This is a genomic window from Shinella sp. 20P9.1.1 (genome assembly GCF_057798995.1).
Genome location: NZ_JBYOLC010000011.1, coordinates 1 through 25,100, shown reverse-complemented (window position 1 = coordinate 25,100; position 25,100 = coordinate 1). Strand labels below are relative to the sequence as shown.

24 protein-coding genes and 1 pseudogene are annotated in these 25,100 nt (G+C 62.5%); 13 read left to right on the top strand and 12 right to left on the bottom strand.

The window, feature by feature from the left end; all coding sequences use genetic code 11:
* Window positions 1–86 precede the first annotated feature (86 nt).
* Window positions 87–1,922, bottom strand: coding sequence for an extracellular solute-binding protein (locus AC27VQ_RS18595; protein ID WP_488717448.1), 1,836 nt, complete (start codon window positions 1,920–1,922; stop codon window positions 87–89).
* A 247-nt stretch (window positions 1,923–2,169) separates the two neighbouring features.
* On the opposite strand from AC27VQ_RS18595, the gene AC27VQ_RS18590 reads away from it, so the two are divergent.
* Window positions 2,170–2,793 (top strand): invasion associated locus B family protein, encoded by a 624-nt coding sequence (locus AC27VQ_RS18590; protein WP_313530373.1) that lies wholly within the window; start codon window positions 2,170–2,172, stop codon window positions 2,791–2,793.
* Window positions 2,794–2,870: 77 nt separating this feature from the next.
* On the opposite strand, the gene hspQ is transcribed toward AC27VQ_RS18590, so the two are convergent.
* Window positions 2,871–3,203 carry a heat shock protein HspQ gene (gene hspQ / locus AC27VQ_RS18585; RefSeq protein ID WP_313530371.1) on the bottom strand — a complete coding sequence of 111 codons (333 nt, stop codon included), beginning with the start codon at window positions 3,201–3,203 and terminating at the stop codon, window positions 2,871–2,873.
* A gap of 155 nt (window positions 3,204–3,358) precedes the next feature.
* Here hspQ and AC27VQ_RS18580 point away from each other — a divergent pair, with 155 nt between their 5' ends.
* Both AC27VQ_RS18580 and AC27VQ_RS18575 read left to right on the top strand, forming a co-directional pair.
* Window positions 3,359–4,390 carry a hypothetical protein gene (locus AC27VQ_RS18580; RefSeq protein ID WP_488717447.1) on the top strand — a complete coding sequence of 344 codons (1,032 nt, stop codon included), beginning with the start codon at window positions 3,359–3,361 and terminating at the stop codon, window positions 4,388–4,390.
* A 39-nt stretch (window positions 4,391–4,429) separates the two neighbouring features.
* Window positions 4,430–5,464, top strand: coding sequence for a TAXI family TRAP transporter solute-binding subunit (locus AC27VQ_RS18575; RefSeq protein ID WP_488717446.1), 1,035 nt, complete (start codon window positions 4,430–4,432; stop codon window positions 5,462–5,464).
* Window positions 5,465–5,566: 102 nt separating this feature from the next.
* Here AC27VQ_RS18575 and glnA read toward each other — a convergent pair whose 3' ends face one another.
* Window positions 5,567–6,976, bottom strand: coding sequence for a type I glutamate--ammonia ligase (gene glnA, locus AC27VQ_RS18570; protein WP_488717445.1), 1,410 nt, complete (start codon window positions 6,974–6,976; stop codon window positions 5,567–5,569).
* A gap of 61 nt (window positions 6,977–7,037) precedes the next feature.
* Window positions 7,038–7,376 (bottom strand): P-II family nitrogen regulator, encoded by a 339-nt coding sequence (locus AC27VQ_RS18565; protein ID WP_003515720.1) that lies wholly within the window; start codon window positions 7,374–7,376, stop codon window positions 7,038–7,040.
* A gap of 364 nt (window positions 7,377–7,740) precedes the next feature.
* Here AC27VQ_RS18565 and AC27VQ_RS18560 point away from each other — a divergent pair, with 364 nt between their 5' ends.
* Window positions 7,741–9,228 carry an NAD(P)H-hydrate dehydratase gene (locus tag AC27VQ_RS18560; protein WP_488717444.1) on the top strand — a complete coding sequence of 496 codons (1,488 nt, stop codon included), beginning with the start codon at window positions 7,741–7,743 and terminating at the stop codon, window positions 9,226–9,228.
* 186 nt (window positions 9,229–9,414) lie between these two features.
* On the opposite strand, the gene AC27VQ_RS18555 is transcribed toward AC27VQ_RS18560, so the two are convergent.
* Genes AC27VQ_RS18555 through uvrA form a run of 3 tightly spaced genes read right to left on the bottom strand, consistent with a single transcriptional unit; the run spans window position 9,415 to window position 13,802 of the window.
* Window positions 9,415–10,218 (bottom strand): DUF72 domain-containing protein, encoded by an 804-nt coding sequence (locus tag AC27VQ_RS18555; protein ID WP_488717443.1) that lies wholly within the window; start codon window positions 10,216–10,218, stop codon window positions 9,415–9,417.
* A 37-nt stretch (window positions 10,219–10,255) separates the two neighbouring features.
* A complete protein-coding gene (locus AC27VQ_RS18550) occupies window positions 10,256–10,879 on the bottom strand; it encodes a glutathione S-transferase family protein (protein WP_488717442.1) in 624 nt (207 codons plus the stop codon).
* A gap of 4 nt (window positions 10,880–10,883) precedes the next feature.
* Window positions 10,884–13,802: an excinuclease ABC subunit UvrA gene (uvrA, locus tag AC27VQ_RS18545; RefSeq protein ID WP_488717441.1), complete on the bottom strand. Its 2,919-nt coding sequence runs from the start codon at window positions 13,800–13,802 to the stop codon at window positions 10,884–10,886.
* Between the two features lie 292 nt (window positions 13,803–14,094).
* Between uvrA and AC27VQ_RS18540 the strand changes: the two genes are divergently transcribed.
* A complete protein-coding gene (locus tag AC27VQ_RS18540) occupies window positions 14,095–14,631 on the top strand; it encodes a single-stranded DNA-binding protein (RefSeq protein ID WP_488717440.1) in 537 nt (178 codons plus the stop codon).
* Window positions 14,632–14,714: 83 nt separating this feature from the next.
* Window positions 14,715–15,032: pseudogene (locus tag AC27VQ_RS18535) on the top strand (cupin domain-containing protein); the annotation flags it as partial.
* A gap of 117 nt (window positions 15,033–15,149) precedes the next feature.
* Here the strand turns inward: AC27VQ_RS18535 and AC27VQ_RS18530 are convergent.
* On the bottom strand, window positions 15,150–15,779 hold the full coding sequence (locus AC27VQ_RS18530) for a MarC family protein (RefSeq protein ID WP_244758888.1): 630 nt from the start codon (window positions 15,777–15,779) through the stop codon (window positions 15,150–15,152).
* A 228-nt stretch (window positions 15,780–16,007) separates the two neighbouring features.
* Here AC27VQ_RS18530 and gyrA point away from each other — a divergent pair, with 228 nt between their 5' ends.
* Window positions 16,008–18,794, top strand: a complete 2,787-nt coding sequence (gene gyrA, locus AC27VQ_RS18525; protein WP_488717439.1) for a DNA gyrase subunit A — start codon at window positions 16,008–16,010, stop codon at window positions 18,792–18,794.
* Between the two features lie 121 nt (window positions 18,795–18,915).
* On the opposite strand, the gene AC27VQ_RS18520 is transcribed toward gyrA, so the two are convergent.
* Together AC27VQ_RS18520 and AC27VQ_RS18515 are read right to left on the bottom strand one after the other, a co-directional pair.
* Complete coding sequence (locus AC27VQ_RS18520; RefSeq protein ID WP_421592485.1) at window positions 18,916–19,062, bottom strand: hypothetical protein; 147 nt, start codon at window positions 19,060–19,062, stop codon at window positions 18,916–18,918.
* Window positions 19,063–19,076: 14 nt separating this feature from the next.
* On the bottom strand, window positions 19,077–19,202 hold the full coding sequence (locus AC27VQ_RS18515) for a hypothetical protein (RefSeq protein WP_280518833.1): 126 nt from the start codon (window positions 19,200–19,202) through the stop codon (window positions 19,077–19,079).
* Between the two features lie 249 nt (window positions 19,203–19,451).
* On the opposite strand from AC27VQ_RS18515, the gene coaD reads away from it, so the two are divergent.
* The 6 genes from coaD to tgt all read left to right on the top strand — a co-directional run bounded on the left by coaD (window position 19,452) and on the right by tgt (window position 23,868).
* A complete protein-coding gene (gene coaD / locus AC27VQ_RS18510) occupies window positions 19,452–19,946 on the top strand; it encodes a pantetheine-phosphate adenylyltransferase (protein WP_488717438.1) in 495 nt (164 codons plus the stop codon).
* 35 nt (window positions 19,947–19,981) lie between these two features.
* A complete protein-coding gene (locus tag AC27VQ_RS18505) occupies window positions 19,982–20,548 on the top strand; it encodes a peptidylprolyl isomerase (protein ID WP_313530338.1) in 567 nt (188 codons plus the stop codon).
* A gap of 80 nt (window positions 20,549–20,628) precedes the next feature.
* Window positions 20,629–21,144, top strand: a complete 516-nt coding sequence (locus AC27VQ_RS18500; protein ID WP_421592487.1) for a peptidylprolyl isomerase — start codon at window positions 20,629–20,631, stop codon at window positions 21,142–21,144.
* Between the two features lie 77 nt (window positions 21,145–21,221).
* Window positions 21,222–21,671 (top strand): DMT family transporter, encoded by a 450-nt coding sequence (locus tag AC27VQ_RS18495; protein ID WP_488717437.1) that lies wholly within the window; start codon window positions 21,222–21,224, stop codon window positions 21,669–21,671.
* Between the two features lie 8 nt (window positions 21,672–21,679).
* Entirely contained in the window at window positions 21,680–22,741 is a 1,062-nt protein-coding gene (gene queA / locus AC27VQ_RS18490) for a tRNA preQ1(34) S-adenosylmethionine ribosyltransferase-isomerase QueA (RefSeq protein WP_488717436.1), read from the top strand.
* Window positions 22,738–23,868 (top strand): tRNA guanosine(34) transglycosylase Tgt, encoded by a 1,131-nt coding sequence (tgt, locus tag AC27VQ_RS18485; protein WP_488717435.1) that lies wholly within the window; start codon window positions 22,738–22,740, stop codon window positions 23,866–23,868. Before queA ends, tgt begins: the two co-directional genes overlap by 4 nt.
* An 11-nt stretch (window positions 23,869–23,879) precedes the next feature.
* Here the strand turns inward: tgt and AC27VQ_RS18480 are convergent, their stop codons facing one another.
* On the bottom strand, window positions 23,880–24,290 hold the full coding sequence (locus AC27VQ_RS18480) for a DUF4864 domain-containing protein (RefSeq protein ID WP_488717434.1): 411 nt from the start codon (window positions 24,288–24,290) through the stop codon (window positions 23,880–23,882).
* 169 nt (window positions 24,291–24,459) lie between these two features.
* Entirely contained in the window at window positions 24,460–24,990 is a 531-nt protein-coding gene (locus AC27VQ_RS18475; protein WP_313530322.1) for a GNAT family N-acetyltransferase, read from the bottom strand.
* Window positions 24,991–25,100 lie beyond the last annotated feature (110 nt).

Genomic DNA, 25,100 nt, shown 5'->3' with positions numbered 1-25,100 from the left:
CTTCAAACTTACCGCCGAGATAGGCCCACCGGCCACAGCTTTCAACAGGTTACCTCAAGGTAACCGCAATTCTGGGGATAGCCCCTTTACTGCGCGTTCTCGTCCCACCATGCGGGAAGCTGGAAACCCCAGAGCGGCGTCATCTCCGGTCGCCCGATATGCTTGTTGCGGGCAATCCACTGCTCGCCCAGATGATAGAGCGGGACGATGTAATTGCCTGACAGCAACATCCTGTCCTGAAGGCGCACGGCGGAGCGGAAATCCTCTGCCGTGCGGGCGGAGAGAATGGCGGCCATGACGCGGTCGAGATCGGGATCGGCGACACCGGCGAAATTTTCGCTGCCCTGTCGGTCGCGCGCATCCGTGCCCCAGCGCCGCACCTGCTCCAGGCCGGGCGACAGTGACGACAGGAAGGCCTTCATGATGACATCGTAATCGAAGGTCTGGCTGCGGCTCTGATATTGCGAATCATCCACCGTCCGCAGGCTCACACGAACGCCCAGTGCGGCGAGGAAGCGCTGGTAGGCCAGCGCCAGCTTCTCCTGGTCGGCATTCTGCGTCATGATCTCAAAGGCGAGCGGCTTGCCGGAAGCATCCACCATGCGACCGTCCTTGATCGAATATCCCGCCTTCTCGAAATGATCCATCGCCTGACGCAGTACCTTGCGGTCGCGGCCGGAGCCGTCGGTCACGGGGAAACGGAAGGTGCCATCTGCTACAGCAGGATCGATCCGGCCTGCCGCCGCGCCGATGATCTCACGCTCGCGTGCATCGATGGAGGCATTCAGCGACGACAGCTCGGAATTCTGCCAGAAACTTTCCGTGCGAGTATAGGCGTTTTCAAACAGCGTGCGGTTGACCCACTGGAAATCGAAGGCGAGTGAGAGGGCCTTGCGCAGTTCCGCGTTCTGGAAGACCGGCCGGCGCGTATTGAAGACGAAACCGAACATTACGGGGGGCAGTTTCGATTTCACCGCGTCCTTGATGACGGTGCCTGTCTGGACCGCTGGGAAATCGTAATTGCGCGTCCATTTCGTCGGATTGCCTTCCTGATAGACGTCGATCACGCCCTTCTTGAAAGCCTCGAACAGCGAATTGTCCTGCAGGAAATATTCGACGGAGATTTCGTCGTAATTGTCGAAACCGACCTTGGAGGGGATATCCTTGCCCCAGTAGTTCGGATCGCGCTCATAGACGATCCGCTCGCCCGGCTTCACCGCCTTGACCGTGTAGGGGCCGGAGCCGAGCGGCAAGGCGAGCGACGACCGGTCGAAGGTTTCCGGATCGATCGCATGCTTGGGCAGGATCGGCGAGAAGGCGATCAGGAGAGGGGCCTCGCGGTCGCTTTTGTCGTTGAAGGTGAAGCGGACGCTGTGCTCGCCGGTTTTCTCAAGCTTCTGGACCACGTTCAGGCGGGTGCTGAACGGCGCGCGGCCCTTGTCGCGCAGCAGTTCGAAGGAAAAGATCACGTCTTCGGGCGTGACCGGCTGCCCATCCGCCCAATGTGCTTTCGGATTGAGATGGAATTCGATGAAGCTGCGGTCGTCGTCCCATTCCACGCTCTCGGCAAGCAGGCCATACATGCTGAAAGCCTCATCGCGCGAGCGCACCATCAGCGATTCGTAGATGAGATTGCCGAATTCCGGGTCCCACATGCCGCGTGCGGTGGTGCGCATGCTTTTCAGGATGAAAGGGTTGAGGCTGTCGAAAGTGCCGACGACGCCATAGGCGATGCGCCCGCCTTTCTTCACATCCGGATTGACGTAGGAGAAGTGCTTGTAGTCCGCCGGCAGCGCCGGCTGGCCATGCATCGCGATCCCGTGCAGGGGGGCGGCGTGACCCAGCGAAACGGGCAGGCCGAACATGCAGGCCGCAAGGGCCGTCAGGATGGGGCGCAAAGAAGCTCTCCTCGTCAATTCCATATGATTCCTGTCTTTATACTGCGCGCAATAGACACAATAGGGCGGCGGGTGCCGGAAATCGGTCCTAGAGGCGAATTTCGCAAGGAAAGGCTGGATATCCGGCGCAGCCCATTGTAACAGGTGTCGCCGAAGCGGGTCATGCAAATGCCTCAATTCGCCGACAGGAGAGCGCACGACTGACCCACGCCAGAGGGGCTTGGAGGAGCGTCGTTGCTCCGGCACCGGATTTTCAGGAGACCGAACTCGTATGATCTTCACATCGAACCTCATCAAGCGGACCGTGCTTTCCGCTTTCGCCGCGTCGGTTGCCCTGGCGGCGGCTCCTTCCGTATCGCTCGCACAGCAGGCCGCTCCGCCGAAGGGCTGGTTCAAGGTCTGCACCAAGCAGGAAGACAACGACGTCTGCATCGTGCAGAACCTGCTGACGGCCAGCAGCGGCCAGCTGATCACGGCTGTCGGCCTCATCACCGTCACCGGCAAGACCAACCGCAAGATCATGCAGGTCTCGGTTCCGAGCGCGCGCCTGATCCCGCCGGGCATCCAGATGCAGATCGACGGCGGCAAGGGCCTGAAGCTCGACTACGCCATCTGCATGCCCGACAAGTGCGTTGCTGAAGTTCTGCTCACCGACCAGATGATCGCAAGCCTCAAGAAGGGCGGCGAACTGGTCCTGACCTCGATCAACTTCCAGCGCGCGCCGAACCCGATCAAGATGTCGCTCGAAGGCTTCACCGGCGTGTTCGACGGCGAGCCGATCGAACAGTCGAAGCTCGAAGAGCGCCAGCGCCTGCTGCAGGACGAAATGCAGAAGAAGGCCGAGGAAGCCCGCAAGAAGCTCGAAGACGCCCAGAAGGCTGCCAAGAGCCAGTAAGCGTCCCGCTTCATCCAAGATATGGAAAACCCGGCCAATGGCCGGGTTTTTTGTTGTCTGGTGTCGGGGAAGACCAGTCAGTGGAAGACGCCGGTCTCTTCTTTCCAGCGATAGTGGCCCTGGTCCACGTCCATCAGCGCGCGAACCTGCGGGTGACGGATCGGCTGACCGCTATCGTCGGCCACCAGGTTCTGCTCGGAGACATAGGCGACATATTCGCTGTCCGCGTTCTCGGCGAACAGGTGATAGAAGGGCTGATCCCTCGACGGCCGGATTTCCGCCGGAATGGCATTCCACCACTCCTCCGTATTGGCGAATTCGGGATCGACATCAAAGACCACGCCACGGAAGGGAAAGACCCGGTGGCGGACGATGTCGCCGATGGCAAATTTTGCGTTACGCATCTTCATGGCGTACCTACCTTTCCCCTTATATTTGGGTAATTGCTGAGAAACATCAATAGTTCCGCTGCTGTCATACGTCTTTCATAGGCAGGGTGTGGCGCTTGCGCCTCCAGCGGTTTCGGCGTACCTCGAAGGACGGCATCTCAGGCGGATCGGGCAGCATGAACAATCAGTGGGGCAGGAGCGGCAACGGACAGACCTCGGGTGGCGGCGGCATCGGCGGCATCCTGTTTGCCGTCGTCGTCAGCCTGGCGCTCGGCGGGGCCGGGGGCTACGGCGCCTTCCGCTTGATGGATGATGCGGCTCCGGCAGGCGAGATCGAGGCGCGCGACCAGCGCATCGCCGACCTGGCCAAGGAACTCGATGCCCGCGCGGCCCAGGTCGAGGAAAACAGCCAGAAGGCGCAGGCGCTGACCGAGGAGAACGGCACACTCAAGCGTCAGGTCGAATCCCTTCGGAGCAACAGCACCGCGAGCGATGCAGCCGATGCCGAGGCCGAAAACACCCGCCTCAATCGCGACGTCTTGCCGAAACTTGAAAACGATCTCGAGCTTGCCGGCCAGCGCGTCGCCGATGCCGAAGCCCTGAAAAAGCGTGCCGAGGAGGCCGTGCTCGACCGCGAGCGCCGGCTTTCGCTCCAGGCCGACCAGATCGCGCGGCTGGAGAAGGCGCTGGATGAGGCCCGCAGCACCCGGAACACGACGCAGAACGCCGAGACCGAGCGTCGCGAGGCCGAGGCCGATACGCTGCGCCGTGAACTCGAGGAAGCGCAAAACGCGGAAGAACAGCTGCGCGCGAAGGAAATCCCGATCCTGCAGGAAGGCATCGCCACCAAGGAACGCGAGGTCGCCACGCTGAATGCGCGCAATAAGGCGCTGACGGCGCGTATCGAGGCGCTGGAGGCCGCGGCCGCCGTCACAAAGCCGGGTGGCCAGAAGGACGGCGGCACTAAGCCGGCGCTCGACAACGCAAAACCCGCAACAGACGGACGCAGCCCGCGCAATGCGGCCCTGGTGGCCGCGGCCGTGCGCGTGATGCCGGGCCTCGATCGGCTGAGCGGCGACCAGCGCGATCAGCTCGAGCGCACGCTTGTCTCGGGCGAATGCGTCACCATTGCGCTCGGCGGCGTCTTCAAGCACATACCGGCGCTGGCGATGCGCAACCTGATGCGCGATCTCGACAGCGGCTGTTAATCACGCCGGCGCTTTGCCGGGTCTGGGAAGGAGATTTCGATGAAGCGATCTGTTCTGGCGGCCGCGCTCGGCCTTGCGCTTTCCGTCGGCGGCGCATCCGCGCAGAGTTTCGAGCGCAACATCATGACCGGCGGCCCGCAGGGCACCTATATCAAGATCGGCCGCGACATCGCAGCGCTCGGCGCCGAATGCGGCCTGAACCTCAATGTGGTGGAAAGCGCCGGCTCGCTCGAAAACTTCGTCGGCGTGCGCAACCGGCGCAACACGCAATTCGGCATCGTGCAGAGCGACGTGCTGGAATATCTGAAGACCTTCGAGGCAAACGACCCGGAGGTTCAGAAGGCGGTCAAGGGCGTGCGCATCATGTTCCCGCTCTACAACGAAGAGATCCATGTGCTGGCGCGCAAGGACATTGCCGGCATGAAGGACCTTGCCGGCAAGAAGATCGCGGTCGGCAAGAAGGATTCGGGCACCTTCCTGACGGCGACCCTCATCATGGACATTCTGCGCGTGAAGGCCGGAGAACGGCTCGATATCAACCCGGACGAGGCCTTGCCGAAACTGCTCTCCGGCGAGATCGACGCCTTCTTCTATGTCGCCGGCGCGCCCGCATCTCTCTTCACCAGCACCACGATCGACAAGTCGAAATTCCATCTCCTACCGATCACCGAAGCGCCGCTGCTCGCGACCTACACGCCGTCGCGCATCGAGGCCGGCACCTATTCCTTCCAGGACCAGCCGGTCGATCTGATCGCAGTGAAGGCGGTGATGATGACCTATGACTACGACATCAAGCGCAACGCCTATCACCGCGACAGCTGCAAGACGGTCGCCGACTTCTCCAACCTCATCATCACGGGCCTCGACAAGCTGAAGACGACGGGGCACCCGAAGTGGAAGACCGTTGACCTCACGGCCCTGCCACCCGGCTGGCAGGTCGGCGTCTGCGTGAAGGCCGGCATGGCGATGGACTACAAGCCGAGCTGCAAACCGGCCGCCGGCGCCGCATCCGGCGGTGCGGACGATTCGAACGAGGAATATCTGGATCTTCTGAAGAAGAGGCTCCAGCAGTAACGCCAACAACGTTTCACCGACCAACAAAAAACCCGGCCAGTGGCCGGGTTTTTCGTCGTCTGGGGAAGCCTCCAGCCTGAAGGCGGAAGGCGTGTCGATCGATCAGGCCGAGTAGTACATGTCGAATTCGACCGGGTGCGGGGTCATTTCGAAACGCATGACTTCGACCATCTTCAGCTCGATGTAGCTGTCGATCTGGTCGTCGTCGAACACGCCGCCGGCCGTCAGGTACTTGCGGTCCTTGTCGAGGCTTTCCAGCGCTTCGCGCAGCGAGCCGCAGACCGTCGGGATCTTCTTCAGTTCCTTCGGCGGCAGGTCGTACAGGTCCTTGTCCATGGCCTTGCCGGGATGGATCTTGTTCTTGATGCCATCAAGGCCGGCCATCAGCATGGCGGCGAAGCCGAGATAGGGGTTGCCGAGCGGGTCGGGGAAGCGGATTTCGACGCGCTTTGACTTCGGACCCGTGCCGAACGGAATGCGGCAGGAGGCCGAGCGGTTGCGGGCCGAATAGGCAAGCAGAACCGGCGCTTCATAACCCGGAACGAGACGCTTGTAGGAGTTCGTCGTCGGGTTGGTGAAGGCGTTGATCGACTTGGCATGCTTGATGATGCCGCCGATGAAGTAGAGGCAGCTTTCCGACAGGCCGGCATATTCGTCGCCGGCGAACTGGGGCTTGGAATCCTTCCAGATCGACAGGTGGACGTGCATGCCCGAGCCGTTGTCGCCGAAGATCGGCTTCGGCATGAAGGTGGCCGTCTTGCCATAGGCATTGGCGACCTGGTGCACGACGTATTTGTAGATCTGCACCTTGTCGGCGCTGCGAACGAGCGTGTCGAACTTTACGCCGAGCTCGTGCTGGGCGGCCGCCACTTCGTGGTGCTGTTTTTCGACGGTTACGCCCATTTCGGTCAGGACCGTGAGCATTTCCGAGCGCATGTCCTGGCACGAGTCGACCGGGGGAACCGGGAAGTAGCCGCCCTTGACGCGCGGACGGTGGCCGAGGTTGCCGGTCTCGTAGTCGGTGTCGTCGTTGGAGGGCAGTTCCGACGAGTCGAGCTTGAAGCCCGTGTTGTACGGATCGGCCTTGTACTTCACGTCGTCGAACACGAAGAATTCCGGTTCCGGGCCGGCATAGACCGTGTCGCCGATACCAGAGGCCTTGAGGTAGGCTTCGGCCTTCTTGGCGGTGCCGCGCGGGTCGCGGTTATAGGCTTCGCCCGAGACCGGGTCGAGGATGTCGCACATGATGACGAGGGTCGACTGCGCGAAGAACGGGTCGACGTGAACCGTTGCCGGATCGGGCATCAGCACCATGTCGGACTCGTTGATGGCCTTCCAGCCGCCGATCGAGGAACCGTCGAACATGACGCCATCGGCGAACATGTCTTCATCGACGACGCCGACATCCATCGTGACGTGATGCAGCTTACCCTTGGGATCGGTGAAGCGCAGGTCGACGAACTTGACGTCGTTTTCCTTGATTTGCTTGAGGATTTCGTTGGCAGTCGTCATGTGTATTGGTCCCTGTGTGAAATGACGAGTGGATAAGCCTCGGCCGGACGGCCGGGCGGGATCAGATGGCGTCGACGCCGGTCTCGCCGGTGCGGATGCGGATGACTTCTTCGACGTTGGAGACAAAGATCTTGCCATCGCCGATGCGACCAGTCTGGGCCGCATTGCGGATCGCCTCGATCACGGCCTCCGCGTTTTCGTCCGCCAGAACGACCTCGACCTTCACCTTGGGCAGAAAGTCGACAACATATTCGGCACCACGGTAGAGTTCCGTGTGTCCCTTCTGGCGTCCAAAGCCCTTCGCCTCGGTGACGGTGATACCCTGCAGGCCGACTTCCTGCAGCGCCTCCTTCACCTCATCGAGCTTGAAGGGCTTGATGATCGCTTCGATCTTTTTCATGAGAAAATGTCTCTCCGCTTCTCCCGTTCGCGCGCGGTTTGCGCCCGCTGCAAACTCCAAATGCACGTAGCATGCCAACTTGAGGCAGAATGCATGCCAGATCGGACGAATTTCGTGTCTTTGTTGATCCTGCTCGTCATCACGCTGCGATGATGCGGCTTTCCGTGTAAAAGGGCTAGTGGAATCTGCCTAAAAATTGTCACTTTCTACGTCGGCAGGCGGCGGCATACACCGCCTCGCTCAGGAGTGGCGCGCAAAGCTGCAAATTTGAGCACATAGACTATGCAGATGCCGAATAAATGAGCGAATGCATGGATTTGCCGCCGGGCTTGTCTCCGCCTGTCCTTTGCGGGCATTGTGGGGCATGCACCAGGAAATCGATACGCTGATCGTCACGCCTGAGGATATGGGCCATATAGACCGCGTCGCCGCCGCATCGGGCCTTTCAAGCTACGGTCTCATGGAACGGGCAGGGCAGGCCGTCGCCGCGGCGGCCCTTCGCCGATATCCCGGCGCGCTGCGTTTCGCCGTGCTTTGCGGCCCCGGCAACAATGGCGGTGACGGCTATGTCGCCGCGCGGGCGCTGATGGACACGGGCGCTGCGGTGATCGTCCACACTTTCGGCGACCCGACCGCGCTTACAGGCGACGCCGCAATCGCCTTCGCCGCCTTCCAAGGCCGCGTTGCACCGCTTTCAGGTTATGCACCACGCACCGGCGATGTCGTCATCGACGCGCTGTTCGGCGCCGGCCTGTCGCGTAATGTTCCCGACGCGGTGGAGCGCGTCATCGATGCGGTGCGCACGGCCGCCATTGCCGTGCTCGCGATCGATCTTCCCTCCGGCATCGACGGGCGCACGGGGCAGGTGAGGGGGGCTGCTTTCGAGGCCGAGGCGACCATCACATTCGTGTGCCGAAAGCCTGGCCATCTGCTGCTCCCCGGCAGGAATCTTACCGGCACACTGGAAATCTTCGATATCGGCATCCCTTCGCGTCTTCTCGCGCGTCATGTCGATCATATGCGGCTCAACAGACCGGCCATCTGGCGTATGGCCCAGCCGGCGCAAACCGGCGCGATCCACAAATATGTTCGCGGCCATCTCGCCGTGTTTTCCGGTCCGCCCGTTGCCACCGGCGCTGCAAGGCTGTCCGCCGCGGCCGGCCTTCGTGCAGGGGCGGGCCTCGTCACCGTTCTGTCGCCGCAGGAGGCAGCACCGGTCAATGCCACGCATCTGACCGCCGTCATGCTGAAGGTCATCGACAATGAAAAGGACCTTGCGGCATTGCTGGAGGACGAACGGCTGAAGACCTTCGTGCTCGGCCCCGGTTTCGGCAATCGGGACAAGGCCAGACGATATGTTTCCCTGCTCGCCGAACAGGGCCGCCAGCTCGTTCTGGATGCCGATGGCATCAGCGCCTTCCGCGAGGATCCCGACGCGCTGTCCTCACTCTTTGCCGCGGGCGTCCCACGCTTGGTGCTAACGCCGCATGACGGCGAGTTCGCCCGGCTCTTCCCCGATCTCGCCACCGACGCGACGCTCTCCAAGATCGACCGCGCGCGCAAAGCCGCCGCCCGCAGCAACGGCATCGTCATCCTGAAGGGCGCCGATACCGTCATCGCCGCGCCTGACGGCCGCATACTCGTCAACGACAATGCGCCGCCGTGGCTTGCGACTGCAGGCTCCGGCGATGTCCTTGCCGGCATCGTCGGCGCTCATATGGCGCAGGGCATGCCCGCCTTCGAGGCCGCCGCCAGCGCCGTCTGGCGCCATGGCAAGGCTGGGCAGATCGCGGGCGAGGGGTTGACGGCGGAAGACCTGTCGGCCGCCATTCCTGCCTGGGTGGATCTGTGACTCTATTTTGGTGCGGTCGAGAAGGCTCGAACTGAACGTCTCGACGCACTCGTGTCTGTAAGCAGGCCACAGGCAGCGGCGGCCTATATTTGACGTGGGACCCGTGCGGTTCGGGACGCGCCGCTTTTGCGCTCCCAAGGCGAAGCAGATTCAGGCGGCATCGGCTGCCGCCTGAATCGAGTTTTCTTAGCGCACGCGCTTTTGCAGTTCCCGCGCGCCGTTTGGCGCATTCACCTTGCCCGATGTGATGAAGAAGGCGAAGACGTCGCGCGCTACCTTGGCCGGCTTCGTGGCGGGGGCGATCTTCGGCAGATCTGACGGCTCGCCGCCGGCAGCCCAGTCCTTGATCCGCCCGGCCCATTCGTCGAGCGCGTCTTCCGGATAGCAGGTCTTGATGTCGTCGGACCCTTTTTGCAGACGTGCATAGACGAAATCGGCCGTGACATCGGCGATCTCAGGGTATTCTTCGTGCTGCGCATAGACGATGGCCGCGTTGTATTTACGGGCCAAAGCGGCGAATTCCGGCGTCATGAACGTCTCGTTGCGCACTTCCAGCGCGTGCTTCAGCGTCAGGCCATCGAGCTTTTCCGGCAGCAGTTTCAAGAAGCCCTCGAAATCGTCGGGCTCGAATTTCTTCGTCGGCGGGAACTGCCAGAGGATCGGGCCGAGATGATCGCCGAGTTCCGTGAGGCCCTGCGTCAAAAACTTTTCGACGGATTCACCGCCATCAGCCAGAACCTTGCGATTGGTCGTGAAGCGGCTGGCCTTCAGCGAGAAGATGAAACCATCGGGCACTTCGGAGGCCCATTTGGCGAAGGTTTCCGGCTTCTGCGAGCCGTAGTAGGTGCCGTTGACCTCGATGGCCGCAAGCTCGCGGCTGGCGAATTCCAGCTGCCGCTTCTTTGTCAGCTTTTCCGGATAAAACGTGCCTTCCCACGGATCGAAGGTCCAGCCGCCGATGCCGGTTCTGATGGTGCCGGATGTGCTCATGTCAGTTCTCCTCGACAGACGGAACGCGGCGCGCCGATCAGGCGGGCGCGATGAAAGGCTGGGAAATCTCCTGGAACACCGGCAGGGCCTCCATGCCGGCGCAATGGTTTGCGAGCGCGGGATAGGCGGCCGGATCGATCAGGTCCGGATGCGCCTCGCTCATATGCCGCCAGGCGCAGGCGACGGAGATATCGGCATGGGTGATCCGCCCGAACCAGAATATTCCGGACCGCTTAGCGCGCTCATCCTCCAGCGCAGCAAGCACAGTCAGGATTTGTGAACGGCAACGCTCGGCGAAGTAGGCCGACGGTGTCTCGTGCAGATGACGCTCGTAGAAAAGGCTGATGCCCTTGTCGGCGAAACCGGTCGCAAAGGTCATCACCTTCAGAACCTGACGGCGCTCCGGCTCGGCCTGTGGCAAAAGCCGCTTCTCCGCCGGTACGAGGCCGTCGAGATAATCGAGGATAGAGTTGCTGTCAGCCACCACCTCGCCATCGTCGAGCACCAGCGTCGGCACCCGCATCAGCGGATTGACCGCCTGAACCTTCTCTCCCTCGCTGAACACCGACCAGGGCCGGTGCTCGAACGGGAGATCGTAGAGTCTGAGCGCGATCCCGACACGGCGCACATAGGACGAATCGTACTGGCCGATCAGGATCATCCGGCTACTCCGCCGCGATCTTCTTGATCGGGCGGCGCTCCAGCAGCTCCTTCAGGAACTGGCCCGTATAGGAGCGCTCGACCTTCACGACATCCTCCGGGGTGCCCTCGGCAATCACCTCGCCACCGCCATCGCCGCCTTCGGGGCCGAAGTCGATGATCCAGTCGGCGGTCTTGATGACCTCCAGATTGTGCTCGATGACCACGACGGAATTGCCCTGGTTGACCAGCTCGTGCAGCACCTCCAGCAGCTTCGCCACGTCATGGAAGTGCAAGCCAGTCGTCGGCTCATCGAGAATGTATAGCGTGCGGCCGGTGGAGCGCTTCGACAGTTCCTTGGCAAGCTTGACGCGCTGCGCCTCGCCGCCCGACAGGGTGTTCGCCTGCTGGCCGACCTTGATATAGCCGAGACCGACCTGGTTCAGCGTTACCAGCTTGTCGCGTACGGCCGGGACGGCCGCGAAAAATTCGACGCCCTCCTCGACGGTCATGTCCAGCACGTCGGCAATTGACTTGCCCTTGAAGGCGACGTCGAGCGTTTCGCGGTTGTAGCGCTTACCGTGGCAAACGTCGCAGGTGACGTAGACGTCGGGCAGGAAGTGCATCTCGATCTTGATGACGCCGTCGCCCTGGCAGGCCTCGCAGCGGCCACCCTTGACGTTAAACGAGAAGCGGCCCGGCTGATAGCCGCGCGCCTTGGCCTCCGGCAGGCCGGCGAACCAGTCGCGGATCGGCGTGAAGGCACCGGTATAGGTCGCCGGGTTGGAGCGCGGCGTGCGGCCGATCGGTGACTGGTCGATATCGATGACCTTGTCGATATATTCGAAACCGTCGATGCGCTCGTGCTCGGCCGGGATTTCGCGCGCGCCCATGATGCGGCGGGCAGCGGACTTGTAGAGCGTCTCGATCAGGAAAGTCGACTTGCCGCCGCCGGAAACGCCCGTGACCGCCGTGAAGACGCCGAGCGGAATGGAGGCCGTGACGTTCTTCAGGTTGTTGGCGCGGGCGCCGACGACCTTGATTTCCTTTTTCTTCTTCGGCTTGCGGCGCTCGGTGGGCACCGCGACGGAGAGTTCGCCGGAGAGATATTTCCCCGTCAGCGATGCCGGATTGGCGATGACCTCGCCGGGCGTGCCCTGCGCGATGACCTCGCCACCGTGGATGCCGGCGGCGGGGCCGATATCGACGACATAATCCGCTGTCAGGATCGCGTCCTCGTCATGCTCGACGACGATGACGGTGTTACCGATGTCGCGGAGATGCCGGAGCGTATCGAGCAGGCGCGCATTGTCGCGCTGGTGCAGACCGATCGATGGCTCGTCCAAGACGTAGAGCACGCCCGTCAGCCCGGAGCCGATCTGTGAGGCGAGCCGGATGCGCTGGCTTTCGCCGCCCGACAGCGTGCTGGAATTGCGCGACAGCGAGAGATATTCCAGACCGACATCGTTCAGGAACCGCAGGCGCTCGCGGATTTCCTTGAGAATGCGCACCGCGATCTCGTTCTGCTTGGCGTTGAGATGCTCCGGCAGTGCCTCGAACCAGTCGCGGGCGACACGGATCGACATGGCCGTCGTCTCGCCGATATGCAGCTTGTTGATCTTGACCGCCAGCGCCTCCGGCTTCAGACGATAACCGGCGCAGGCCGGGCAGGGCGCCGCCGACATGTAGCGCTCGATTTCCTCGCGCGACCAGGCCGAATCCGTTTCCTTCCAGCGGCGCTCGAGGTTCGGCACGATGCCTTCGAAGGTCTTGACCGTCTTGTAGGAGCGCGCGCCATCCTTGTAGTTGAACTCGATCTTCTCGTCCGTGCCCTTCAGGATGGCGTTCTGCGCCTTTTCCGACAGTTCCGACCAGCGGTTGGAAAGCTTGAAGCCATAGGCGGCGCCGAGCGCTTCCAGCGTCTGGTTGTAATAGGGCGAAGAGGACTTGGCCCAGGGCGCGATGGCGCCGTCGCGCAGCGTGCGTTCGGTTTCCGGCACGATGAGGTCCGGGTCGATCTTCTGCTGGCTGCCGAGGCCGTCGCAGGTCGGGCAGGCGCCGAAGGGGTTGTTGAACGAGAACAGCCGCGGCTCGATTTCCGGGATGGTGAAGCCGGAGACCGGGCAGGCGAATTTCTCCGAGAACATGACACGCTCATGCGTGTCGTTCAGCGACTTGTTGGCCGAGCCGCCAGCAGAGGTTTCCTCGATCGGCAGGGGCTTGTCGGCGAACTCGGCGATGGCCAGGCCATCGGCGAGCTTCAGGCAGGTTTCGATACTGTCGGCGAGGCGCGAGGAAAGATCGGCGCGCACGACGACGCGGTCGACCACCACGTCGATGTCGTGTTTGTACTTCTTGTCGAGAACGGGCACGTCGGCGATCTCGTAGAACTGACCGTCGACCTTGACGCGCTGAAAGCCCTTCTTCATGAGCTCGGCGAGTTCCTTCTTGTACTCGCCCTTGCGGCCGCGCACGATGGGCGCGAGGATATAGAGGCGCGTGCCCTCGCCGAAATCGATCACGCGGTCGACCATCTGGCTGACCGTCTGGCTCTCGATCGGCAGGCCCGTCGCCGGCGAATAGGGCACGCCGACGCGCGCAAAAAGCAGGCGCATGTAGTCGTAGATCTCGGTGACCGTGCCGACGGTCGAGCGCGGGTTCTTCGAGGTCGTCTTCTGCTCGATGGAAATGGCCGGCGACAGACCGTCGATCTGGTCGACGTCGGGCTTCTGCATCATCTCGAGGAACTGGCGCGCATAGGCCGAGAGGCTCTCGACATAGCGGCGCTGGCCCTCGGCATAGATCGTGTCGAAGGCAAGTGACGATTTGCCGGAGCCCGAAAGCCCGGTCATTACGATCAGCTTGTTGCGGGGCAGGTCGAGATCGATGCCCTTGAGATTGTGTTCGCGTGCGCCGCGAATGGAAATGGTCTTGAGTTCGCTCATGGTATCCAGCGTCAAAAGTCGTTGCGCATTCTTAAAAGGGGTAGGCCCCTATGTAGGGATTGATCGAGGCCTGTCCATCGCGCGGTCAGAAGATTCCGTGCCCGTTTCCGATTCGGTTGACAAGAGTGTAGGGAATTATTAGAACAAAAAAAGAACGAAATTTCGCAATTGATCTGTGGATTATCCCTTTTGCGGGGCGGCGCGGCGGCGCGGCAGCCGATAAGATGCCGCATTCGTGTAGTGAAAAGATGTCGGGCGCCAGATGCCCGGCGCGACAACGGAAAGTACGGGTATGGCTGGAAGCGTCAACAAGGTGATCTTGATCGGGAATGTGGGTGCGGATCCGGAAATCCGGCGCACGCAATCCGGCACACCGATCGCCAACCTGCGCATCGCGACTTCGGAAACCTGGCGCGACCGCAACAGCGGCGAGCGCCGCGAGAAGACCGAATGGCACACCGTCGTCGTCTTCAATGAAGGCCTGTGCAAGGTCGTCGAACAATATGTGAAGAAGGGCGCCAAGCTCTATATCGAGGGCGCGCTGCAGACCCGCAAGTGGCAGGACCAGAACGGCAACGACCGTTATTCGACGGAAATCGTGCTGCAGGGCTTCAACTCGACGCTGACCATGCTGGACGGACGCGGCGAAGGCGGTGGTGCTGGCGCTGGCCGGGGCGGCAACGATTTCGGTGGCGGCGCGCCGAGCTACGACGATTACGGCTCGCGGCCCGCTTCGGGCGGTGGCAGCAGCAGCGGAAGCGGCAACCGTTCGGGCGGTAGTGGCGGCGGTTCGCTATCACGCGATATGGATGACGACATTCCGTTCTGAGAACGGACAAAGGCCGGCAAAGCGCCGGCCTTTTTCTTTGGTGCGGACGGGGTGAAAGGGTGCGCGGGAGGCGCGGCGGGTGCATGGAAAAGACCGGGACGGACGTACTTTTCCTCCGGCCGGGCGAGGGGCGAACCTATCCGCTCGGGCGCATGAGTGCGGTCTTCAAGGCCGATCATGGCGAGACGGACAATGCCTATTGCGTTTCCGAATGGTGGCTGGAGCCGAAAACACCGGGACCCGGCGCACATTCCCATGACGACAATGTCGAGCTCTTCTACGTGCTTTCGGGCGTGGCGAGCATTCTGGCAGGCGAGGACTGGCTGGAGGCGCCGGCCGGCAGTTTCGTGCGCATTCCGGCGACCGTGATGCACGACTTCGAGAACCGGACGGACGAGCGTGTCGGTCTGCTCAACATCTTCTTGCCCGGCGGTTTCGAGGAAATATGCCGGCTATCGCCAAATGGTTTGCAGACAATCCCTAGACGCCGTGGGTCCGTGCGAGCTCCGGAAAGGCTGTCAAAGCGCGAAGGCCGATTTCACACCGTCCACGACGAACTGCACCGCCAGCGCCGCCAGGATGACGCCGAGCAGGCGTGTCAGGATGGCGCGGCCGGTGTTGCCGAGGAAGCGGTCGATGCGGTCGGCGATGACCAGCGCCAGGAACAGGATGCCAATGCAGAGCGCGAGCACGCCGATGAGGGCGGTGCGTTCGAGCGCGGAAGGGAAGGAGCCGGAGAGCAGGATCGTCGCGGAAATCGCGCCGGGGCCGGCAATCAGCGGCAAAGCGAGCGGGAAGACGGCGATGTTGTGGATGTGATCGCGGGTGATCGCCACCTCGCTGGTCTTTTCCTTGCGCTCGTTGCGGCGCTCGAAAATCATCTCGAAGGCGATCCAGAAGAGTAGCAGGCCGCCCGCGATGCGGAAGGCGCCGATGGAGATGCCGAGCAGCGACAGCACGCCCGCTCCCGTCAGCGCGAAGACGGCGAGGATGCAAAACGCGATGATGGAGCCGCGCAGCGCCACCTGCTTGCGCTGCGGCCGCGTCATGCCCACCGTGAGGCCGAGGAAGATCGGCGCGAGGCCTGGCGGATCGATGGTCACGAGCAGGGTCGTGATCGCGTTGACCACGAGATCGATATTGAGCATGTCAGGCGTTCCCCTCGCCGTTGAGCGGCCGTTTTCGACGGCCTTGCCGCCCCATTGTTAGGCGAGCGTGGAGAGGAAGGGAAGGGTGGCCGGAAAGTGGCCATGAAAATGCGCAAATTGGCGGATTTCCTGGGAAAAGCCTGTTCACAACCCCTGGTGAAATTGGCGCTTCCAGCCTCGGTAGGCTATAAAATTGCATCTGATTCTGAACAACGATCGTGACCGAAATTGACAGAACAATCGACACCCGGCGGCAAGACTCCCGGCATTGAGCCGATTTCCATCATCGAGGAAATGCAGCGGTCCTATCTCGATTACGCCATGAGCGTAATCGTGTCGCGCGCGCTGCCCGATGTGCGCGACGGCCTGAAGCCCGTGCACCGGCGCATCCTCTACTCGATGAGCGAGATGGGCGTCGACTGGAACAAGAAATACGTGAAGTCGGCCCGCGTGACCGGTGACGTGATGGGTAAATACCATCCGCACGGCGACTCGGCGATCTACGACGCCTTGGCGCGCATGGCGCAGGACTGGTCGCTCCGCCTGCCGCTGATCGACGGCCAGGGCAATTTCGGCTCCATCGACGGCGACCCGCCGGCCGCCCAGCGTTACACGGAATGCCGCCTCGAGAAGGCCGCGCACTCGCTGCTCGACGACCTCGACAAGGAAACGGTCAACTTCCGCGACAACTACGATGGCACGATGAGCGAGCCGGTCGTCGTTCCCGCGAAATTCCCGAACCTGCTCGTCAATGGCGCGGGCGGCATCGCCGTCGGCATGGCGACGAACATCCCGCCGCATAATCTCGCCGAGGTCATCAACGGCTGCATCGCGCTGATCGACAATCCGGCGATCGAGTTGCTCGACCTGATGCAGCACATTCCGGGTCCCGATTTCCCGACCGGCGCGCTGATCCTCGGCCGCGCCGGCATCCGCCAGGCCTATGAGACCGGCCGCGGCTCCGTCGTCATGCGCGGCCGTGCCACCATCGAGCCGATGCGCGGCGACCGTGAGCAGATCATCATCACCGAGGTTCCCTTCCAGGTGAACAAGGCGACGATGATCGAGAAGATGGCCGAACTGGTGCGCGACAAGCGTATCGAAGGCATTTCCGATCTGCGCGACGAATCCGACCGCGATGGCTACCGCGTCGTCATCGAGCTGAAACGCGATGCCAATGCCGATGTCATCCTGAACCAGCTTTACCGCTACACGCCGCTGCAGACCTCCTTCGGCTGCAACATGGTGGCGCTGAACGGCGGCAAGCCGGAGCTGATGACGCTGCTCGACATGCTGCGCGCCTTCGTCTCCTTCCGCGAGGAAGTCGTCAGCCGCCGCACGAAGTACCTGCTGCGCAAGGCGCGCGACCGCGCCCATGTCTTGGTCGGTCTCGCCATCGCGGTTGCCAATATCGACGAGGTGATCGCCCTCATCCGCCGCGCGCCCGATCCGCAGACGGCGCGCGAGCAGCTGATGGAGCGCCGCTGGCCGGCCAAGGACGTCGACGTGCTGATCAAGCTCATCGATGATCCGCGCCACCGCATCAACGAAGACCTGACCTACAATCTCTCCGAAGAGCAGGCCCGCGCCATCCTCGAACTGCGTCTCGCCCGCCTGACGGCGCTCGGTCGCGACGAAATCGACGAGGAACTGAACAAGATCGGCGAGGAGATCAAGGATTACCTCGATATCCTCTCCTCGCGCCTGCGCATCATGACCATCGTCAAGGACGAGCTCATTGCCGTGCGCGACGAGTTCGGCACGCCGCGCCGTACCGAGATCGCCGAGGGCGGTCCCGACATGGACGACGAGGACCTCATCGCCCGCGAGGACATGGTCGTGACGGTCTCGCATGCCGGCTATGTCAAGCGCGTGCCGCTCGCGACCTATCGCGCGCAGCGCCGCGGCGGCAAGGGCCGCTCCGGCATGGCCATGAAGGACGAGGATTTCGCGACCCGCCTGTTCGTTGCCAACACGCACACGCCGGTTCTGTTCTTCTCCTCGCGTGGCATCGTCTACAAGGAGAAGGTCTGGCGCCTGCCGATCGGCACGCCGCAGTCCAAGGGCAAGGCGCTGATCAACATGCTGCCGATCGAGCCCGGCGAACGCATCACCACCATCATGCCGCTGCCCGAGGACGAGACGACGTGGGAAAACCTCGACGTCATGTTCTCGACGACCCGCGGCACGGTGCGCCGCAACAAGCTCAGCGATTTCGTCCAGGTCAACCGCAACGGCAAGATCGCGATGAAGCTGGAGGAAGAGGGCGATGAGATCCTCAACGTCGAGACCTGCACCGAGCAGGACGACGTTCTCCTGACGACGGCGCTCGGCCAGTGCATCCGCTTCCCGGTCGATGACGTGCGCGTCTTCGCCGGCCGCAACTCGGTCGGCGTGCGCGGCATCAATCTGGGTGCCGGCGACCGCATCATCTCGATGACCATCGTCAGCCATGTCGATGCCGAACCGTGGGAACGTGCCGCCTATCTCAAGCGCTCCGCCACCGAGCGCCGCGCGAGCGGTGTCGACGAGGAGGATATCGCATTGGTCGGCGAGGAGATCGGCGAGATCGGTGATCTCTCCGAGGAGCGCTATCAGGCGCTCAAGGCGCAGGAACAGTTCGTTCTGACCGTCTCGCAGAAGGGCTTCGGCAAGCGCTCCTCGTCCTACGACTTCCGCACCTCGGGCCGTGGCGGCAAGGGCATCCGCGCCACTGACACCTCCAAGACCAATGAGATCGGTGAACTCGTCGCCGCCTTCCCGGTCGAGGAGAAGAACCAGCTGATGCTGGTCTCCGACGGCGGGCAGCTCATCCGCGTACCGGTCGATGGCATCCGCATCGCCAGCCGCGCCACGAAGGGCGTCACGATCTTCTCGACCGCCAAGGACGAGAAGGTGGTCTCCGTCGAACGCATCAGCGAGCCGGAAGGCGATGAAGACGCAGAGATCGAGGCGGAAGCGGCAGTGGCCGACGGTGACGTCCAGGCCGGCGATGCAGGCGAGGGCGAGGCGTAACAGCCTCGCCACATCAAGACACGAAAAAGCCGGACGGGCAGGGAACGACCGTCCGGCTTTTCATTTATTGCGGGTAGCCCGGAGGAAAGGCCACCCGCAGGGTCGGCGACAAGGGGGCGCTTTAGACGCCGAAGCCGCCTGCTTCTGTTTTCAGCTTTGTGGCCTTCAGCACCGCGCGATCCCGCTTCAGGTCGAGGATCGTGCGCGTGAAGTCGAAGGTGAAGACCACGCTTATGAAGACTGTGAAGAGAATGGTGAGACCGACCATGGCTGCGTCCTCGCTCAGCGCAGCCACTTGCCGCGCGCCGCGAGCTTCGAAGCGGCCGGGCGATCCTCTTCGCGAAGCGCATGGATCGTCGCGACGCTAAGCGCAATGAACATGGTCATGCAGAGTAGAGCGAGTGCCATTTTCGTATTCCTTCCAGCCTAAGGAAACGCGTTACTTGTTCCGTTGTGTTCGGTCGGGGAAATGCGCGATTGCGACCTTTGTTCCCGACGTCCATGCTGGTATTTATGCGTGGTGCAGCTGAAATGCTCTTGAACGACCCGTTCATCCCGGGTTCATCGTCTTGGCAGGGGACAGTTCGGGATGCGACGGCGGGCACCCTTGCGGATCACGGCGGACCATGACAAAAGGCGGCAAACGGGACCCTGCCGATGACAGTCGCCTTCTATCCTGGCTCTTTCGATCCGATCACCAACGGCCATATCGACGTGCTCGTGCAGGCGCTGAACGTCGCACCCAAGGTCATCGTCGCGATCGGCATCCATCCCGGCAAGACACCGCTGTTTTCCTTCGAAGAACGCGCCGCACTTATCCGTCTCTCCATCACCGAGGCATTGCCGGAGCGGGCAGGGGATGTCAGCGTCGTTTCCTTCTCCAATCTGGTGGTCGATGCGGCGCGCGCCCACAAGGCAGGCCTCCTCATCCGTGGCCTGCGCGACGGCACGGATCTCGACTATGAAATGCAGATGGCCGGCATGAACCGCCAGATGGCCGCCGACGTGCAGACCGTGTTTCTGCCGGCCGGCGTCGCCTCGCGGCCCATTACCGCCACATTGGTCCGCCAGATCGCGGCCATGGGCGGCGATGTCAGCGCCTTCGTGCCAGCGCCCGTCTTCGCGGCCCTCAAGGCCCGCCAGAAGGGCTGAAGCCCAATCATCCTGAACCCCTCAAGGGAGCTATCATGAACATTCTTCGTACCGCCTTTGCAGGAGCCCTGTTCCTGGCAACCGCCACCGGTGCTTTCGTCGCTCAGGCTGCCGATTTCATCACGATCCAGCTGAAGGACGGCCCCGTCGTCATCGAGCTGAACGACAAGGCGCCGAAGCATGCCGAGCGCATCAAGGCGTTGGCCGCGGCCGGCGAATATGACAATGTCGCCTTCCACCGCGTGATCAAGGGCTTCATGGCCCAGACGGGCGACGTGCAGTACGGCGATATGGCCGATGGATATCAGGCCCAGGCTGCCGGCACGGGCGGTTCCAGCCAGCCGGATCTGCCGGCGGAATTCTCCGACATCCCGTTCGAGCGCGGCACGGTCGGAATGGCCCGTTCGCAGGATCCGAACTCCGCCAACTCGCAGTTCTTCATCATGTTCGCCCCCGGCGACTTCCTGAATGGCCAGTACACGGTCGTCGGCAAGGTCGTTTCCGGCATGGAGAACGTCGACAAGATCAAGCTCGGCGACGATGCCAATAATGGTTCGGTGACGGATCCCGACCGCATGGTGAAGGTCACCGTCGGCAAATAATCCACTTTTTGGTGTGTCGGCCGTTGTAATCGCAGAACGGCCGACACACCTTTTGCATCACACTTTAAAGGAGAGACACCATGGCCGAGATCAAGGATCCGGAAAACACCATCATCATGGAAACCACCAAGGGCAAGGTGGTCATCCAGCTGCTTCCGGATCTCGCACCGGGCCACGTGGCACGCATCAAGGAACTGGCGCGTGAAGGCGCCTATGACGGCGTCGTCTTCCACCGCGTCATCGAAGACTTCATGGCCCAGACGGGCGACGTGCAGTACGGCAAGACCGGCGGCAAGGACTTCAACCCGGCCCGCGCCGGCATGGGCGGCTCCGACAAGCCGGACCTGAAGGCTGAATTCTCCAACATGAGCCATGTGCGCGGCACCTGCTCGATGGCCCGCAGCCAGATGCCGAACTCCGCCAACTCGCAGTTCTTCATCTGCTTCACGGATAGCCCGTGGCTCAACAAGCAGTACTCGGTCTGGGGCCAGGTCATCGAAGGCATGGAAAACATCGACAAGATCAAGCGCGGCGAGCCGGTGCGCGATCCTGACACCATCGTCTCGATGAAGGTTGCCGCCGACGTAGCGGCCTGATAGAACGCCGTCGATTTCGACCGCGTCCGTTTCGGCGGGCGCGGTTTTTCTTTGTGCGCTTTTCAAGGACCGGCGATATGGCTGCTTTCCTCTGGGCGCTGCTCGCCATCGCGGCCGGCGCGTGCATCGCAATTCAGGCTCCCATCAATGCCATGCTCGGCCGCGGCCTGAGCATGCCGGTGGCAGCTGCGTACGTCTCGTTCCTGTCGGGCGCCATCATTCTGGCTGTGGTTGTCGCAGCGACCGCATCCTTCGAAGGCCGCTCGCCGGATTGGCGCGGCCCGGACCTTTGGCTCTACATCGCCGGCGGCGCGCTCGGCACGGTCTATGTCACCACCGCCATCTTCCTGACGCCGCGCATCGGCGCCGCCGCCGTCATGGCTTTCGCCGTCTCCGGCCAGCTGCTGGCCGGCATCCTGCTGGATCGGATCGGTTTCCTCGGCATGGCCGTGCGCGAAATCTCCGTCGGCCGCATCGGCGGCGCCATCCTGCTCGTCGCCGGCGCGCTGATGATCCGCTTTCTCTGAGGCCTGCTATGCGTGTCGACCTCTTCGATTTCGATCTGCCGGAAGACAATATCGCGCTTCGTCCGGTGACACCGCGTGAGGCTGCAAAGCTTCTCGTCGTGCAGCCGGGCAATGCAACGCTCTATGAAGATCATACCGTCGGCGACCTGCCGTCGCTGCTCAAGGCAGGCGATGCGCTTGTTTTCAACGATACGCGCGTCATTCCCGCCCAGCTCGAAGGCGTCCGCCATCGCGAAGGGGCAGGCGGCCAGAAGGTGTCCGCCACGCTGCATATGCGCATTGCCGGTGATCGATGGAAGGCCTTTGCCAAGCCCGGTAAACGCATCAAGCTCGGCGACCGGATCACCTTCGGCGATGAACTCTCTGCAACCGTCGAGCAGAAAGGCGAGGGCGGCGAAGTCACCTTGCATTTCGACGCCTCCGGCCCCGATCTCGACCGCGCCATCGCCATGGTCGGCCATATTCCGTTGCCGCCCTATATCGCTTCCAAGCGCGCCGAAGACGAGCTGGACCGCAAGGACTACCAGACGATCTATGCGCGTGAAGAGGGTGCCGTCGCAGCCCCCACAGCCGGCCTGCACTTCACCGATGCGCTGTTCGAAAAGCTCGACGCGCTCGGCGTGGAGCGCCATTTCGTGACGCTGCATGTCGGCGCCGGCACCTTCCTGCCGGTCAAGGCCGACGACACGACCGAACACGTCATGCACGAGGAGATCGGCTATGTCTCGGAAGAGACCGCCGCAGCACTCAACGCCGTGAAGGCGAGGGGCGGGCGCATCGTCTCCGTCGGCACCACCTCGCTGCGCCTGCTCGAAAGCGCGGCCGACGCCGACGGCACGATCAAGCCGTGGTCGGGTGCGACGGGCATCTTCATCACGCCCGGCTACCGTTTCCGCACGGCCGATATCCTGATGACCAATTTCCATCTGCCGAAATCGACGCTCTTCATGCTCGTCTCGGCCTTTTCCGGCCTCGAGACGATGCGTGGTGCTTACGACCATGCGATTGCGACCGGTTACCGCTTCTATTCCTACGGCGACTCCAGCCTGCTTTTCCGGGACCACCGATGACCGAAACTTTCCAGTTCAAGCTTCTCGCCACCGATGGCAAGGCTCGCCGCGGCGAGGTCTCCATGCCGCGCGGCACTATCCGCACGCCGGCCTTCATGCCCGTCGGCACGGTGGGCACGGTCAAGGCGATGTATCTCGACCAGGTGCGCGAGCTCGGGGCCGACATCATTCTCGGCAACACCTATCACCTGATGCTGCGCCCCGGCCCGGAGCGCGTCGCCCGCCTCGGCGGCCTGCATGAGCTGATCCGCTGGCCGCATCCGATCCTCACCGACTCGGGCGGTTTCCAGGTCATGTCGCTGTCCGGCCTGCGCAAGCTCGACGAGCAGGGCGTGACCTTCAAGAGCCATATCGACGGCGCTCTGCACCATATGTCGCCGGAACGCTCCATCGAGATCCAGGGCCTGCTCGGCAGCGATATCCAGATGCAGCTCGACGAATGCGTGGCGCTGCCGGCATCGCCCAAGGAAATCGAGCGCGCCATGGAAATGTCACTGCGCTGGGCCGAACGCTGCAAGGTGGCCTTCGGCGACCAGCCGGGCAAGGCGATGTTCGGTATCGTGCAGGGGGGCGACATCGCGCATCTGCGCGTACGCTCGGCGCAGGCGCTCGCCGACCTGAACCTCAAGGGCTACGCCATCGGCGGCCTTGCCGTGGGTGAGCCGCAGGAGGTCATGCTCGACATGATCGACACGGTCATCCCGCACATGCCCTTCGAAAAGCCGCGTTACCTGATGGGTGTCGGCACCCCGGACGACATGCTGAAATCCGTCGCGCGCGGCGTCGACATGTTCGACTGTGTGATGCCGACCCGCTCCGGCCGCCATGGCTTGGCTTTCACCCGTCGCGGCCGCATCAACCTGCGCAACGCCCGCCATGCGGAGGACATGCGCCCGCTCGACGAGGAATCGAACTGCCCGGCCGCTCGCGACTATTCGCGCGCCTACCTGCACCACCTCATCCGCGCCAACGAATCCCTCGGCGGCATGCTTTTGACCTGGAACAATCTGTCCTACTACCAGGACCTGATGGCCGGCATCCGCAAGGCGATCGAGGAAGGCCGCTTTGCCGACTTCATGGCGGAGACGCAGGAAGAATGGGCGAGGGGCGATCTCGCCCCGCTCTGACGGAATCGGCGTCAGATTTCCGGACCGGGCGCGGCGTGCACCATGTGCACGCCGTTGATCTTGTAGCTGCCATCCGGCTGCTTCAGAAGCTGGTAGAGCGCCGTCCAGTCCTTGCCGTCAGGTCCCGAAATCAGCACCTCCTGCACCACCATGTCGCCCGCGACCTTGGACCGGCCGAAGGCGAAGTTGCCCGGACGGTAGACCGGCGCATAGCCCTTCTTGACCATGTCGAAGAACGCGGTCTCGTTCGGGAATTTTCCGCGGATCGTGGGCGAGGCGAAGGAGTAGGCCGTCTTCGCATCGTCGTTCAGGAAGGCGGCGATCTGGTTCTGGATGATGCCCTGCGCGGTATCGACGGGCTCTTCCGCATGCGCAAACAAAGGCATGGAAACGCAAAGAAACACGGCGACAGGTAATCTCATGGCGCACACTCCCGTTTCGATGACGACAGGATAACACAGGAAAGTGCAAAACGCTTCTGGTGTGGCGCGAAGAGCTTAAAGTGGTTTGTAGATTATAAAATCCCTTCATAAACATAAAGATGCTTAATTTTGTTAAAGTCTTAATGTTGGAGTAGGGCGCGCACATCGCCTATCGGGCGGCTGTTTTGCTTAGGATTACGACCTCGGAGCCTTGATAGACCGCGCGGGCGGTTTCCTCAAAACCGTGCCGGGCAGCGAGCGTCAGTGAGGCGGTATTCTCCGGGTCGATGATGCAGGTGATCGGCATGCCGGGATAGTTCTGCGCAGCCCAGGCGGCCATGGCCCCCAGCGCCTCGCTGGCATAGCCTTGGCCATGCATTTCCGGCAGCAGGCCCCAGCCGGCTTCCAGCGTATTCTCGATACTGGGGCTCATCTCACGACGCATTTCATGAAACCCGGCTTCGCCGATGAGGCGGCCGGTGGCCTTGTCCGTGACGACCCAAAAGCCGAAGCCCATGACGTGCCACATGCCGATATGGCGCAGCAGCCGCGTCCAGGATTGCTCGCGCGTTAGCGGCACGCCGCCGATGTAGCGCACGACGTCGGGCAGCGCCCACATGGCGGTCATGGCATCGAGATCGCCGGGTTGAAAGCCACGCAGGATGAGGCGGCCGGTTTCGAGCACGGGAATATCGGTCATATCGGTATCGCTGTCTGGGATGCGGTGGGAGCGACAAACTACTATGGTTTGCCGGCCATAGTCGACAGCGGGCCGGGGAACGTTCACGGCGCAAATCATGTTCATTTCAC